General features: G+C 74.7%; 8 protein-coding genes and 2 pseudogenes. 9 read left to right on the forward strand and 1 reads right to left on the reverse strand.

Translation table 11 applies throughout. From position 1 onward, the window contains the following. Window positions 1–729 precede the first annotated feature (729 nt). The 7 genes and pseudogenes from QMQ26_RS24810 to QMQ26_RS24840 all read left to right on the forward strand — a co-directional run bounded on the left by QMQ26_RS24810 (window position 730) and on the right by QMQ26_RS24840 (window position 11029). Complete coding sequence (locus tag QMQ26_RS24810; RefSeq protein ID WP_282202731.1) at window positions 730–2988, forward strand: glycogen debranching N-terminal domain-containing protein; 2259 nt, start codon at window positions 730–732, stop codon at window positions 2986–2988. Between the two features lie 119 nt (window positions 2989–3107). Further along, window positions 3108–3865 (forward strand): annotated as a pseudogene (locus tag QMQ26_RS24815) (NUDIX hydrolase). 270 nt (window positions 3866–4135) lie between these two features. Further along, a complete protein-coding gene (locus tag QMQ26_RS24820) occupies window positions 4136–5926 on the forward strand; it encodes an ATP-binding cassette domain-containing protein (RefSeq protein WP_282202733.1) in 1791 nt (596 codons plus the stop codon). A gap of 11 nt (window positions 5927–5937) precedes the next feature. Next, the gene (locus QMQ26_RS24825; RefSeq protein WP_159073340.1) at window positions 5938–6738 is read left to right on the forward strand and encodes a hypothetical protein; all 801 of its coding nucleotides are present in this window, start codon (window positions 5938–5940) and stop codon (window positions 6736–6738) included. 258 nt (window positions 6739–6996) lie between these two features. After that, a complete protein-coding gene (locus QMQ26_RS24830; RefSeq protein ID WP_100840379.1) occupies window positions 6997–7869 on the forward strand; it encodes a FadR/GntR family transcriptional regulator in 873 nt (290 codons plus the stop codon). Between the two features lie 475 nt (window positions 7870–8344). After that, window positions 8345–9960 (forward strand): annotated as a pseudogene (locus tag QMQ26_RS24835) (RNA polymerase sigma factor). A 217-nt stretch (window positions 9961–10177) separates the two neighbouring features. Next, the gene (locus QMQ26_RS24840) at window positions 10178–11029 is read left to right on the forward strand and encodes a S1 family peptidase (RefSeq protein WP_282202734.1); all 852 of its coding nucleotides are present in this window, start codon (window positions 10178–10180) and stop codon (window positions 11027–11029) included. 102 nt (window positions 11030–11131) lie between these two features. Here the strand turns inward: QMQ26_RS24840 and QMQ26_RS24845 are convergent, their stop codons facing one another. After that, entirely contained in the window at window positions 11132–11362 is a 231-nt protein-coding gene (locus QMQ26_RS24845) for a DUF7455 domain-containing protein (protein ID WP_100840376.1), read from the reverse strand. Window positions 11363–11831: 469 nt separating this feature from the next. Between QMQ26_RS24845 and QMQ26_RS24850 the strand changes: the two genes are divergently transcribed. Together QMQ26_RS24850 and QMQ26_RS24855 are read left to right on the forward strand one after the other, a co-directional pair. Beyond that, window positions 11832–13943 (forward strand): DNA gyrase/topoisomerase IV subunit B, encoded by a 2112-nt coding sequence (locus QMQ26_RS24850; RefSeq protein ID WP_100840375.1) that lies wholly within the window; start codon window positions 11832–11834, stop codon window positions 13941–13943. A gap of 186 nt (window positions 13944–14129) precedes the next feature. After that, entirely contained in the window at window positions 14130–14621 is a 492-nt protein-coding gene (locus QMQ26_RS24855; RefSeq protein WP_111555774.1) for a CcdC protein domain-containing protein, read from the forward strand. The last annotated feature ends 7 nt before the right edge of the window (window positions 14622–14628 follow it).

The following is a 14628-nucleotide window of genomic DNA, read 5'->3' on the forward strand; positions in this document are numbered from 1 at the left end:
GCGTCGGGCACCGGCCACGCGTCGTTCGACCCGGCGCAGCCGGCTCCCGGACGGCCCCGGCGTCCGGTCCGGGACACCACCCCGGCCGGGACGGAGCACCGGTGGTCCGGTCCGACCAGAGTCAGAGCCGCGTGTTCCGGCGGCAGAGCAGCACAGTCCGCGATCGAGCACGCTCGCGGCCGACCGGGCCCGCAGCCCTCGGCCGGTCGAGGGGAGGAGAACCCGGTGACCGACTCAAGGCCACCCCACGCAGCACCCCAGTCGCTGCCCCCTGCCACCCCACCGGTCCCCGGTGACGCCCCCGTGCCCCCCGCCCGGCCGGTCGGCCCTCCGACCCCCCGTCAGGCCACGCCCCCGTACGGCACCGGCATGCCCGGCGCTCCCGCCCCTGGGACGCCCGGAGCCGGCCCGGCGGTTCCCGGCACCCCGGCCTACGGCACCCCCCTGCACGGCACCCCGGCCTACGGGACGCCCTCGCACGGCGGCGTGCCCCCGCACGGCACACCGCCGCCCGGACCGCCCTCGGGTGCCCCTCACCCGGCAGCAGCCCACCCCTACGCGGCCCCGGCGGGCACGCCCCCGTACGGCACCCCCGCCGGCGGCGCGCCGTACGGGGGCGGCACCCCGCCGTACGGCACCGTGACGCGGCAGGCCCCGGGCCATCCGATGGCCGGACGGGGTGGGCCGGTCCCGCGCGCCGACCAGCCGCCGGTTCCGGGCGGAGCGCCGGTGGGCCGGTCCGAGCAGGTGGCGGGCGCGCCCGCCGCCGGGGCGGCCCGGCAGCCCGGTCCGGCGGCGCCGCCCAGACCGCAGCCCTCCGCCGCGCACGACGTGCTGTGCGTCAACGCCCCCGGCATGGCGTCGTCCGGGCCGGACGGCCAGCTGCGGGGCCAGGGGCTGCACGGCTTCTTCCGGCACGGGGTGCGCACCCTGGCCCGGATGGAGCTGCGGCTGGGCGGCGTGGAGCCGCTCCCGCTCCAGGGCACCCTGACGTCCACGGCGGCGGCCCGGTTCGTCGGCTCGGTCCGGGTACCGGGCGACCTCGACCCGGACCCGGCACTGACGGTCGAGCGGCTGCGGCACGCCGACGGCGCCGAGACGGTGACGGTCCGCAACACGGGCGCCCGCCCGGCCCGGCTCCCGCTGGAGATCGCGCTCGGCACCGACCTCGGCCTGCTCACCGACATCGCGGCGGGCCGCCGTTCGGCCGACCTGCCGGGCCAGGTCCAGTCGTCCGGCCTGCGCTGGGTAGGCCAGGGCCGGGCGGCCACCGTCAGCGCACGGCCCTCGCCGCACGCGGTGCTGGCCGGTGCGGGCGTGCTGCGCTGGGACTTGGAGATCCAGCCCGGCGCCCGCTGGTCGGTCGACCTCCGGGCCGAGCTGGAGACCCCGTCGACGGGCCGGCCACCGACCGGGCGCGGCCCCGGGGTGCCGCTGCCCTGGTCCGAGCCCGAGGTCCGGGCCGACGACCGCCGGGCCGCCCGGCTGGTCTCCCGGGCCCTGGATTCGCTGGGCGGCCTGCTGCTCGCCGACGCGGACCGGCCCACCGACCTCTACACCGCCTCGGGCGCACCCTGGCGCTTCGGCCTCACCGCCGCCGACGCGCTCTGGGCTGCCAGGATGACCCTGCCGCTGGGCACCCGGCTCGCCGCCGGCACCCTGCGGGCGGTCGCCCGCCGTCAGCACCAGGCGGCCCCGCAGGCCACCACCGCCCCCGCCGCTCCCGTTGCCGTTCCCAACCTCGCGGCCCGACCGGCCGACTCCGCTCCGGGTGACGGCGGGTCGGCCCCGGAGGGCGGCGCGGCCGGGCCGGTGCCGGGGAGCGCCCCCGGCCCGGTCGGCGGGCCGAACCCGCCCGGTGGCGAGGCCGGTGCGGCGGCCCAGGCGATGGATGGGGTGATCCCCGGTCCGCTGCGGCACGGCGGCCCCGAGCTGCCGGCCAGTTGCACCGCGACGGAGGCGACCCTGCTGTTCGTCACGGTGCTGGCGGAAGCCTGGCGCTGGGGCATGCCCCGGGCCGAGGTCGCCGAACTGCTGCCGGCGGCGGAACGGGCCCTCGGCGCGCTGCGGTCCGCGGTGGTGGAGGGCCCGGACGGCCCGGTCGGGTTCGTCGCCGACTTCGGGCGCCCGGCGGAGGAGCGCGCCGCGCGCCCCGGCCCGGCCAGGTGCGAGGTCCAGGCGCAGGCCCACCGGGCGGCCCTCCAGGGCGCGGACCTGCTCGACGCCTTCGACCGGCCGGGCGCGGCCCAGTGGCGTTCCTGGGCAGCCGAGTTGCGGGAACGGTTCCGGGAGCGGTTCTGGATCGACGACCTGTCCGGCGGCCGTCCGGCAGCCGCCCTGCTGGCACCGGACCGGCCGGTGCCGGCCGTCGCCTCCACCCTGGTCCACCTCTTCGACCTGGGCCTGGCCGCCGAGGGCGAACTGCACGAAGGTCTGCTCGACCGCGAGCAGACCAGGCTGCTGGCCCAGCGCCTGGTGACCCCGGAGTTCGACTGCGGCTGGGGCCTGCGCACCCTGAGCGCGAAGTCCCCCCGGTTCAACCCGCTCGGCCACCGCAGCGGCGCGGTGCGGGTCCAGGAGACCGCGCTCGCGGTGAGCGGGCTGGTGGACGCCGGGTTCGAGCGGGAGGCCGAAATCCTGCTGGAGGGCCTGCTGGAGGCGTCCGCGCACTTCGAGGGCCGCCTGCCGGAGATGTACGCCGGTGAGCAGAAGGTCGCCGACTGCCCGCCCGTCCCGCACCCGGCGGCCTGCCGTCCGGCCGCGGTCTCCGCGGCGGCCGCCGTGCACCTGGTCCTCTCGCTGGCGGGCGTCCGGCCCGACGTCCCGTCCGGACGGGTGGCCACCCGCCCGGCGAGCACCGCCCCCCTGGGCGCACTGGAACTGACCGGCCTGCGGGTGGCCGGCGAGCCGTTCTCGGTCCGGGTCAGCCGGATCGGCGTCGCGGTCGTGGAGGAGGCGCCGTCGTTCCTGCAACTCGCCGCCAGCTGAGCGCCCCGCCCCGCCCCGCCGCGACGGGGTGGGGCGGGGCGGGGCGGGGTGGGGCGGCGAGAGGGGGAAAGACGCTGTGGTCTGTGATTATCGTCAGAGAGACGACTAAGATCGACGCCATGTCGCGTTATGACCCGTCGGCCTTCCCCCGTTCGCAGTCACGGTTGACCTCGTGGTGCTGACGGTGCGCGACCATGAGCTGTGCGCCCTGCTGGTGAAGCGCGGCGAGGCGCCGTTCAAGGAGTACTGGGCGCTGCCCGGCGGCTTCGTGCGGCTGGACGAGGGCCTGGCCGAGGCGGCGTCCCGCGAGCTGGCGGAGGAGACCGGGCTGCGGGCGCAGTCGCTGCCGGGCAGTCTCCCGGGCGGACAGACCCCCGCGGGCGCGCACCTGGAGCAGCTCGCCACCTACGGGCACCCGCAGCGGGACCCGCGGATGCGGGTGGTGAGCGTCGCGTACCTGGTCCTCGCCCCGGACCTGCCCTCGCCGCGCGCGGGTGGCGACGCCAGCAGCGCCCGGTGGGCGCCGGTGAGCGAACTGCTCGGCGAGGAGCGCAACGACGGCGTGCTGCTCGCGTTCGACCACGGCCAGATCCTGACGGACGGGGTGGAGCGGGCCCGCTCCAAGATCGAGTACTCCTCGCTGGCCACCGCCTTCTGCCCACCGGAGTTCACCGTCGGCGAGCTGCGCCGGGTCTACGAGGCGGTCTGGGGCGTGGTGCTCGACCCGCGCAACTTCCACCGCAAGGTGACCGGCACCCCGGGCTTCCTGCTGCCCTCCGGCGGCACCACGACCCGTCAGGGCGGCCGCCCCGCCCAGCTGTTCACCGCCGGCGGTGCCACCGTCCTCAACCCCCCGATGCTGCGCCCCGAGTCCTGACCCGCGCTCCCCGGGGCCCCGCGGCAGGGGCAACGACCGACGCGGTACGACCGGTGCCGGTGTCGAAACCGTTGCTGCCGACGGGTGGTGACGGACCGTGAGGAAAGCGTCAGCCCGGCGGGAGGGCTGTCCCCTGTACGGGTGAGGTCGGCGCTAACACCGCCCACGACCCATCCGGAATGCCTGGTTTCACCGCTTCCGCGTCCTACTGTGCAGGCTCGGGCCAGGTGGACATCCCCGGTCTGTCGGCGGGCGAGGGAGCGGGCGGCGATGATCCAGATCACCGGACTGACCAAGGCGTACCGGCGGGGGCGTCCTCCCGCGGTGCTGGACCTGACCTTCGACGCCCGTCCCGGGATGGTCACCGCGCTGCTCGGGGACGAGGGCGCGGGCAAGTCGACGGCGCTCCGGCTGATGGTGGGGTTGGAGCGCGGCCACGGCCTCACCCTGTTCGACGGCCGGACGTACCGGCGGCTCCGGCGCCCGGAGCGGGAGATCGGCGTCCTGCTGCCCTCCGGCCGCCCGGAGGCCGGGCACCCGGGGCAGCGGGCCCGGTCCCACCTGCGGATGCTGGCCGGTGCGATCGGCGTCCCGGCGCGCCGCGCCGACGACCTGCTGGAGCAGACCCGGCTCGCCGCCGTCGCCGGCCACCGGATCGGCACCTTCTCGCCCGGCATGCACCGCCGCCTCGCGCTGGCCGCGGCCCTGCTCGGAAACCCCTCGACGCTGCTGCTGGACGCCCCCACCGAGGGCCTGTCCCCGAACGGCGAGGAGTGGTTCGGGGCCTTCCTGCGCTCCTTCGCGCTCTCGGGCGGCACCGTGCTGACGACCACCCGCTCCCCGGAGCAGGCCGCCGCGCTCGCCGACCGGGTGGTCACCCTGGACGCGGGCCGACTGGCCGCCGACCAGCCGGTGGTGGAGTTCCGCCGCACCAGGCTGCACCCCGAAGTCCTGGTCCGGGGACCGCAGATGGCCCGCCTCGCCGACCTGTTGGTCGCCCAGGGCGGCCAGGTCCGGCGGGACGGCGGCGCCGGTCTCGCGGTGAGCGGCATCGACCGCACCGAGGTCGGCGAACTCGCCTACCGCAACGGCATCCTGCTGCACGAGCTGGCCGACCGCGTGGTGCGGCGCCCGGTCTCCTACCCCTCCGCCCTGCCGAGCAGTTCGGGCCGCTCCGGCCAGGTGTCGATCCGGACGGTCCGCCAGGGCGCGGCCCCCGAGGTGAAGGCCCGGCAGGACGCGGGCGGACAGCCGCAGCCCGACCGCACCGGGCAGCCCGCCGCGGCCGGCTCCGGCGAGCACCGGCCCGCGACCGTCGGCCGCCCCGCCGGGCCGGAGTCCGAGCGCCCGCTCGACCACCGCGGCCTCCAGGCCGGCCGTTGGGCCGCGGCCGCCCTCGCGCCGAACCCGCCGGCTCGGGGAAAGGGAGCGGGAGCGGCCGAGGGCAAGGGCGGGGGAGAAGGGCGCGGGCCGGGGTCGGCTCAGGTCCGGGTGCAGGACCACGCCGTGTCCGTGCCCGCGCCGACCGCCCCCGTTCAGGCATCGCCGGCCCCCGGCGTCGACCTGACCAGGCGGACGCCCCGCGGCGCCTCCGCGCTCGGCCGGTCGGCGGGGACGCCGGGGCCGGCAGGGACGCCGGGGACGGCGCGGGCGGCGCGGGAGACGGAACGAGCGGTGGTGGAGCCGGTGGCCGGCCCCGCCGCGATCGACACCGAGCACCTGGCCGCCAACCCGACCGACGCGGAGCTGCTGACTCCCGCCCGGATCAGGGGAGTCAGCCCCCGTCCCGCCGCCTCCGTCCACCCCTTCCCGGGACGCCCCTGGTCGGCCGACGCCACCGAACTGCGCCCGGCCGGGCGAGGCGAACCGACCGAACCGACCGAACCGACCGAACCGACCGAACGGACAGAACGGACAGAACGGACAGAACGAGCCGAACGGGTCGAACCTGCCGGGCGGCCGCCGGAGTCGGGGGAGGTCCGGCCGGGCGGAACGGGTGCGGTGGACCCGCAAGGGGCGGTGCGGCGGAGCGCCGTCGGCGACGAGAACGGGAGTGAGTGACCGTGCGAGTGGTGGCGAGTGAGGTGCGTCGGCTGCGCGGGGTGCGCTCCACGTGGGTGGTGGTCGTGGGGGCGCTGCTGGTGAACGCGGCGGTGGCGGCGTTCTCGGCGCACCGGCTGCCCGCCGGGGAGTTGGCGGTGCCGGACGCGGTGCGGTCGGTCGCGGCGGTGGTGCCGGTCCTGCCGCTGCCGCTGACCGCGCTCGCGGCGGCGGTGCTCGGCGCGCTGGCCTACGGCAACGAGGCGCGCTGGCCCGGCCTGTCCGCCTCGCGGGTCACCCTGGGGCGCCGACTGGGCGCGCTCCTCGCGAAGTCGCTGGTGGTGGGCGCGGCAGCGGTCCTGCTGGCGGTGGCCGCCCTCGGGGTGAACGCCCTCGCGGCGCGGCTCGCGCTGCCCGGCGGAGTGGACGCGTCGGAAGTGCTCGACCTGTCGGGCCTGCCCGCCGGCCCGTTCGCGGCGGGCGGGATCGGCCGCCCGCTGGCGGCGTTCGTGGTGCTGGCGGTGGCGGGCGGCTGGGCCGGTCTGCTGATCACCTCGCTGGTGCGCAGCGCTGTCGTCGGCGTCCTGCTGACCGGCGCGCTGCCCGCCCTGCTGGAGCCCACCACCGGTCTGCTGCTGCACCGCACGGGCCGCAACTGGCCGGTCTGGGTGCGGGAGTTGATGCCCTTCCAGTACGGCCTGGACTGGGTCCGCGACGCCGCCGACCGGACCGCCGGCGCGCTGGACGGCGTGGTGGTCGCCGCGCTGCTGGCCCCGGCCGCCCTGCTGGTGCTGGCAGCGGTGCTGGCCCAACTGCGCCGCCGGAGCCTCTGACCAGGCACCTGCCGGCCCCCGCACCACGACGAGACGCGCGGAACGTGCGGGGAAAAACCGGGGGAGTGCCGGCGGAAGGAGCCCTGACGGTGTGACAGCCGGGACGGAGGTGACGCCTGGGGAAATCCGTACCTGATGACCGGTATGCGCATTTCCGGCTGATAAGAAGTCAATTATCCAGACACGGCCGATCACCCTTTCGTGTGCTTTTCACGAGAATGCTCAAGGCGACTCCGCCGATCGCCGACAAAGGATGGCGTGAGTACCCTTGCGCACCCCACCGTGACCGCCGCTCGCCAGGCCGAGTCGATCTCCGCCTCCGAGTTGGACCGTTTCCCGTACGCCGACCGCCCGGCTCCGCCCGCCCCCCGCTGGGAGGGCGCGGAGAGCGACCTCTCCCGGATCGGTCGGAAGACCACCAGCAGCCGCGGCCGCGGCCTGCACGGCCAGCTGGTCCAGCAGCTCGGCCAGATGATCGTCTCCGGTGACCTGGGCGCCGACCGGCCGCTGGTGCCGGAGGAGATCGGCCAGCGCTTCGAGGTCTCCCGCACCGTGGTGCGCGAGTCGCTCCGGGTGCTGGAGGCCAAGGGCCTGGTCTCGGCCCGGCCGAACGTCGGCACCCGGGTCCGCCCGGTGAGCGACTGGAACCTGCTGGACCCCGACATCATCGAGTGGCGCGCCTTCGGCCCGCAGCGCGACGAGCAGCGCCGCGAGCTGTTCGAGCTGCGCTGGGCGATCGAGCCGCTGGCCGCGCGGCTTGCGGCCGGGCACGGCCGGGAGGACGTCCAGCACCGGCTGGTCGAGCTGACCGAGATCATGGGCCAGGCCGGGAGCCAGGGCGACCTGGTCAGCTACTCCCGGGCCGACGCCGAACTGCACGGCCTGGTGCTGCAGATGGCCGGGAACCGGATGCTGGAGCACCTGTCCGGGATCGTGGCCAACGCGCTCCAGGTCTCCGGCGGCTCCGGCACCACCTGCGAGCGCCCGTCCGATTCGGCGGTCAGCCTGCACGCCCGGCTGGTCGACGCGCTCGGCACCGGCGACGGCACCGCGGCCGAGGCCGCCGTCCGCGCGCTGCTCACCGTCCACCCGGACATCGAGCACGCCGTCCCCGCGCCGCGCGAGCACTGAGCGGCCGTCCCCGACCGCCGCTCCGAGCTCCGACCGGATGGCCCTTCTGCTGCCCCACCCGCGCAGCCGAGGGGCCATCGGCACGGCGGCACGGCGGCGCATCGGCGCGTCGGCACGTCGGAGCCCGGCCGTCCGACCGACCACCCCCGGGCCGGTGCGACGCCGCCCGCCCGGCCCGGTGCGGCCCCGCCCGCGAGGCCGCTCCGACCCTGCGGATAGGCCGCTCGGGGGCTGCCCGCACCGGCCCTCGGGTGGTGTGACGGGCGCCACGACGGGCATGCGTAACACTTGAGGGGCGGCAGCGATGTGTACGGAGCGGAAGCAGCTCCGGAATATCACCACAAGCCAGCTGGCTGTGATGGTCCGCGGCGCTGCTGCCGTCCTGCAGACCCCGGTCACCGTCCACCCGTCCGAGCCCGAGCAGTCGGGCCGGTCGGCGCGGGTTCGTGTCCACTCATCGTCCGAGAGGTTGTTCGTGTCGGCCAGCACATCCCGTTCCCTTCCCCCGAGATCGCCGAGTCCGCGGCACTGCTGGCGCTCATCGAGCGGGGCAAGGCCCAGGGGCAGATCGCCGGTGACGACGTGCGCCACGCGTTCGAGGCGGACCAGATCCCGGTCACCAAGTGGAAGAACGTCATGCGCAGCCTCAACCAGGTGCTGATTGAGGAGGGGGTGGAGCTGATGGTCAGCGCGGCCGAGCCGGCCGGCGCCAAGCGCAAGAGCGTCGCGGCCAAGAGCACCACCAAGCGCACCGCGACCAAGGCGGTCACCACCCGCACGCCGGTCGCCCAGACCAAGCCCCCGGTCCGGATCGCCCCGGCGGCGACCGTGGCCCCGTCGGTCTCGGTGGCCGCGGTGGCCAGCACCGAGGTCGGCGTCGAGACCATCGAGGTCGCCGAGGCGAAGGCCGCCGTCAAGAAGGCCGCCGCCCCGGCGAAGAAGGCGGTGGCCAAGAAGGCCGCCCCCGCGAAGAAGACCGCCGCCAAGAAGACCGCCGCGGCCGCCAAGCCCGGTGCCAAGGCCGGCGAAGAGGACGTCATTGGCGAGGAGGAGCTCCTCGAGGACGTGGCTCTGCCCGGCGACGGCAAGGAGGGCGAGGCCGAGGAGGAGACCGACCAGGGCTTCGTGCTCTCGGACGACGACGAGGACGACGCCCCGGCCCAGCAGGTCGCGGTGGCCGGCGCCACCGCCGACCCGGTCAAGGACTACCTCAAGCAGATCGGCAAGGTCCCGCTGCTCAACGCCGAGCAGGAGGTCGAGCTCGCCAAGCGGATCGAGGCCGGCCTGTTCGCCGAGGACAAGCTGAGCCAGGCCGACAAGCTCGCCCCGAAGCTCAAGCGCGAGCTGGAGATCATCGCCGAGGACGGCCGCCGCGCCAAGAACCACCTGCTGGAGGCCAACCTCCGCCTGGTGGTCTCGCTGGCCAAGCGCTACACCGGCCGCGGCATGCTCTTCCTGGACCTGATCCAGGAGGGCAACCTCGGTCTGATCCGCGCGGTCGAGAAGTTCGACTACACCAAGGGCTACAAGTTCTCCACCTACGCGACCTGGTGGATCCGGCAGGCGATCACCCGCGCCATGGCCGACCAGGCCCGCACCATCCGCATCCCGGTGCATATGGTCGAGGTCATCAACAAGCTCGCCCGCGTGCAGCGCCAGATGCTCCAGGACCTGGGCCGCGAGCCCACCCCGGAGGAGCTGGCCAAGGAACTCGACATGACTCCCGAGAAGGTCATCGAGGTCCAGAAGTACGGCCGCGAGCCGATCTCGCTGCACACCCCGCTCGGCGAGGACGGCGACAGCGAGTTCGGTGACCTGATCGAGGACTCCGAGGCGGTCGTCCCGGCCGACGCGGTCTCCTTCACCCTGCTCCAGGAGCAGTTGCACTCGGTGCTGGACACGCTGTCCGAGCGCGAGGCGGGCGTGGTCTCGATGCGCTTCGGCCTGACCGACGGCCAGCCGAAGACGCTGGACGAGATCGGCAAGGTCTACGGCGTGACGCGCGAGCGCATCCGGCAGATCGAGTCGAAGACCATGTCGAAGCTGCGCCACCCGTCGCGCTCCCAGGTGCTGCGCGACTACCTGGACTGACCCCGGTCGGCCCGAGTCACCTGGACGGGCCCCTCCGCCACAGGCGGAGGGGCCCGTTCGCGTGTCCGGGGGTCGCCTGATGGGGTGGTGGACGGTCAGGGTGCGGGCACGGCGGGTGAGGGGGTGACTACGCTGGGCAGGTTGTCGCAGCTCCGCCCGGACCGGCTCGGACCCGTTCGGAGCGCCTCCCCAGCTCGCCGAACCCCCTGGAGAACCGGTGCCCATCCTGGACACGTTCGCGCCTCGGCTCCGCCGCCGGGCGGTCGCGCTCGTCGCCCTGGCCGCCCTGCCCGCCCCGCTGGTCGCGCTGGGCGCGGCCGGGCCGGCCGTCGCGCAGCGGCGGATCATCGGCGGTACCGGCGCCAGCACCGGGGACCACCCGTGGATGGTGGCGCTGGCCAGCCGGCAGCAGTTCGGCTCGGCCCGCTCCGGGCAGTTCTGCGGCGGGGCGCTGATCAGCCCGACCAAGGTGGTCACGGCGGCGCACTGCTTCTACGACGAGACCACGGCCCGGCCGACCGACCGGCCCGGGCTGCGGGTGATCGTCGGGCGGGACGACCTGCGGGGCAGCGCGGGCCGGGAGGTGGCGGTGCGCGGGGTGTGGATCGATCCGGGCTACAGCTTCACCGCGAACACCCGGGACGTGGCGGTGCTCACCCTGGCCGAGCCGCAGGACGGCCGGCCGGTGCTGGAGATGGTGGGCCCGGGCGAGACCGAGCCGTACGCGGCGGGCACCCCGGCCACGGTGTTCGGCTGGGGCGACACCCGGGGCAACGGCAGCTACTCGAACACGCTGCGCCAGGTCACCGTGCCGGTCATCTCGGACGAGGTCTGCGGCCGCGCCTACCCGGGCGGCCCGGACAGCGCGTACGACGCCCGCAGCATGGTGTGCGCGGGCGAGGAGCGGGGCGGCAAGGACGCCTGCCAGGGCGACAGCGGCGGGCCGCTGCTGGTGGCCGGGCGGCTGGCCGGGCTGGTCTCCTGGGGCGCGGGCTGCGCGGAGGCCGAGCACCCCGGGGTGTACACCCGGATCGCGGCCGTCTCGGAGGCCGTGCACGAGGTGCTGTGAGCGCGGACCGGGCCGGGGCCCGGGAACGCCACGGCCGGGTGGCCCACCCCTGGGAGGGGTGGGCCACCCGGCCGTTTCAGGCAGCTCGGTGGAGCGGGAGCGTCAGCGCTCCCCCTCCTCGGCGGCCGCCGGCGTGCCGGAGAGGCGGTCGCTCTCGTCGTGTATCTCCACGGCGATCTTCTTGAGCTCGGGCTCGAACTTGCGCCCGTGGTGGGCGCAGAACAGCAGCTCTCCGCCGCTGGAGAGGACGACGCGCAGGTAAGCCTGAGCGCCGCAACGGTCGCAGCGGTCTGCCGCGGTCAGCGGGCTCGCAGGGGTCAGAACAGTAGTCACGTCGCCTCTTCTCTAGCTCGACGAGCTGTGTACCAGGATCAACATCCAACCAGGTCGAATTCGTTCCCGCTCGTGGCTTTTCTCTTGGAGGATTCTGCCGTCGTCTTGATGAGGACGTGCCCCGGGCAACGATGGTTCATGCGTACCGATTCCCGTGGCCGGCCGATCACCTCGAACTCCCGACCGGGTCGGGGGGCGAGGTCCGCGTAGCATAATCCTCCGCTGGGTTGGAGCATAAGCCCCGTCCCGGAACCCGTTGCACCGCATCGCAGCAGCTCCGCAGCCCTCCCCGCCCGCCCGGCTCCGCCAGGACCCGTGGTGTCGGCAGGAGATGGCAGGCTGGTAACCGCCTCCGAGGCGGGAATCGTGTTCGCGCAGCGCGTACAGAGCGCGCGGGCCCCAGTGGCCCGGATCTCAGTTGCTGAGAGCATGCGGGGGTGTCCGTCAACGTCATGGAGGAGTGCAGAGCGTGAGTGGAGAAAAGACCGGCCCGTCCTCTCTGGTGACCGGTGAGGGCGGGTCCGACTACACCGCGCGGCATCTGCTCGTCCTCGAGGGGCTCGAGGCGGTCCGCAAGCGGCCGGGCATGTACATCGGGTCGACCGACAGCCGCGGTCTGATGCACTGCCTGTGGGAGATCATCGACAATTCGGTGGACGAGGCCCTGGGCGGCTTCTGCGACCGGATCGAGGTGCTGCTGCACCAGGACGGCTCGGTCGAGGTCCGCGACAACGGGCGCGGCATCCCGGTGGACGTGGAGCCCAAGACCGGGCTGTCCGGCGTCGAGGTGGTGATGACCAAGCTGCACGCGGGCGGCAAGTTCGGCGGCGGCTCGTACGCGGCCTCCGGCGGCCTGCACGGCGTCGGCGCCTCGGTGGTCAACGCGCTCTCCGCCCGGCTGGACGTCGAGGTGGACCGCTCCGGCGCCACCCACGCGATCAGCTTCCGGCGCGGCACCCCCGGCCGGTACGCCGGGGACGGGCCGGACGCGGCGTTCGAGGCCGGCAGCGGGATGACCAAGAAGGGCAAGTTCGCCCGCACCCGCACCGGCACCCGGGTCCGCTACTGGGCGGACCGGCAGATCTTCCTCAAGGACGCCAGGCTCTCGCTGGAGTCGCTGCACAGCCGGGCCCGGCAGACCGCCTTCCTGGTGCCCGGCCTGACCATCGTGGTGCGCGACGAGCGGCTCACCGAGAGCGAGCAGGTCGCCGAGGAGACCTTCCGCTACGACGGCGGGATCAGCGAGTTCTGCGAGTTCCTGGCCCCCGACCGCCCGATCTCCGACGTGCTGCGGCTGCGCGGCGAGGGCACCTTCAAGGAGACCGTCCCGGTGCTCGACGAGCTCGGGCACATGACCCCCACCGAGGTCACCCGCGAGCTCGGGGTGGACATCGCGCTGCGCTGGGGCGCCGGCTACGACACCACCCAGCGCTCCTTCGTCAACATCATCTCCACCCCCAAGGGCGGCACCCACGTCACCGGCTTCGAGCGGCAGCTCGCCAAGACCGTCAACGAGGCGCTGCGGGCCGCCAAGCTGCTGCGGGTCGCCGAGGACGACATCACCAAGGACGACGCGCAGGAGGGCCTGACCGCGGTCATCACCGTCCGGCTGGCCGAGCCGCAGTTCGAGGGGCAGACCAAGGAGGTGCTCGGCACCTCGGCGGCCAACCGGATCGTCGCGGCCGTGGTCGCCAAGGAGCTGAAGGCGTTCCTGACCTCCGCCAAGAAGGACGAGAAGCTCCAGGCCCGGGCCGTGCTGGAGAAGGTCGTCGCGGCCGCCCGCACCCGGGTCGCGGCCCGGCAGCACAAGGAGGCGCAGCGCCGCAAGACCGCGCTGGAGACGTCCTCGCTGCCCGCCAAGCTGGCCGACTGCCGCAGCGACGACGTGGACCGCAGCGAGTTGTTCATCGTCGAGGGCGACTCCGCGCTCGGCACCGCCAAGCTGGCCCGCAACTCGGAGTTCCAGGCGCTGCTGCCGATCCGCGGCAAGATCCTGAACGTCCAGAAGGCGTCCGTGAGCGACATGCTCAAGAACGCCGAGTGCGCCTCGATCATCCAGGTGATAGGAGCGGGCTCGGGCCGGACGTTCGACATCGACCAGGCCCGCTACGGCAAGGTCATCTTCATGGCCGACGCCGACGTCGACGGCTCGCACATCCGCACCCTGCTGCTGACGCTGTTCCACCGCTACATGCGGCCGATGGTCGAGCAGGGCCGGGTGTTCGCCGCGGTGCCGCCGCTGCACCGGATCGAGCTGACCAACCCCAAGCGCGGCCAGGAGAAGTACCACTACACCTACTCCGACGCCGAACTGCGGCGCACCCTGCTCCAGTTCCAGGGCAAGGGGCTGCGCTGGAAGGACCCGATCCAGCGCTACAAGGGCCTCGGCGAGATGGACGCCGACCAGCTGGCCGAGACCACCATGGACCCGCGGCACCGAATCCTGCGCCGGATCAACCTGGGCGACCTGGAGTCCGCGGAGAAGACCTTCGACCTGCTGATGGGCAACGACGTCGCCCCGCGGCGGGAGTTCATCGTCGACTCGGCGGCCACCCTGGACCGGTCCCGGATCGACGCCTGAGCCACCCCGCGGCGGACCGGCCGCGGCCCGGCCGCGGCCCCGCCGGGCGGCCCCGCGCACGAGGGCTCTCCACCCCAGGGTGGAGAGCCCTCCGCGCTGCGGATCAACCCCCGCTCCGAGGACCGGCGGGCGCCGGCTCCGTAGCGTTCAGGGTGTCGAAACCACCCCGCCCGGGAGGCACCCGAAATGACCGCCCTGTCCGACGTCCTGATCGCCGCCGCCGTGATCGTCCTGGTGGTGGGCCGGCAGCTGCGGGCCCGCCGGCTGGACACCGAACGCCGCTTCTGGCTGCTGCCGCTGGTGCTCGCCGCCGTCGCGCTGCGCGACCCGGTGCTGATCGACCCGCAGCACCGGACCGCCGCCACCGCCCTGCTGATCGGCTCGATGCTCACCACCGCCGGCATGGGCTGCGCCTGGGGCTGGACGGTGCGGATCTGGCGCGAGGCGGACGGCGCGCTGTGGAGCCGGGGCACCACCGTCACGGTGTTCGCCTGGGTCGGCGCGATCCTGGTCCGGATCGCCTGGTACGGGGTGGGCGCCGCGCTGCACGTCCACCAGTCCGGCAGCGTGCTGCTGCTGTCGCTGGCGCTGCTGCTGCTGGTCCGCTCGGCGGCCCTGCAGTGGCGGGCCCGGCAGCTGGACGGCGGCGGCAAGCAGCACCACGGCCTGGCCGCCTGACGCGCCG

The organism is Kitasatospora fiedleri (assembly GCF_948472415.1).
GTDB classification, from domain to species: Bacteria; Actinomycetota; Actinomycetes; order Streptomycetales; family Streptomycetaceae; genus Kitasatospora; species Kitasatospora fiedleri.

Excerpts from the sequence above, each read along its gene's own strand:
- QMQ26_RS24820 (WP_282202733.1), top strand. The coding sequence starts at position 4,136 with ATGATCCAGATCACCGGACTGACCAAGGCGTACCGGCGGGGGCGTCCT.
- QMQ26_RS24855 (WP_111555774.1), top strand. The coding sequence starts at position 14,130 with ATGACCGCCCTGTCCGACGTCCTGATCGCCGCCGCCGTGATCGTCCTG.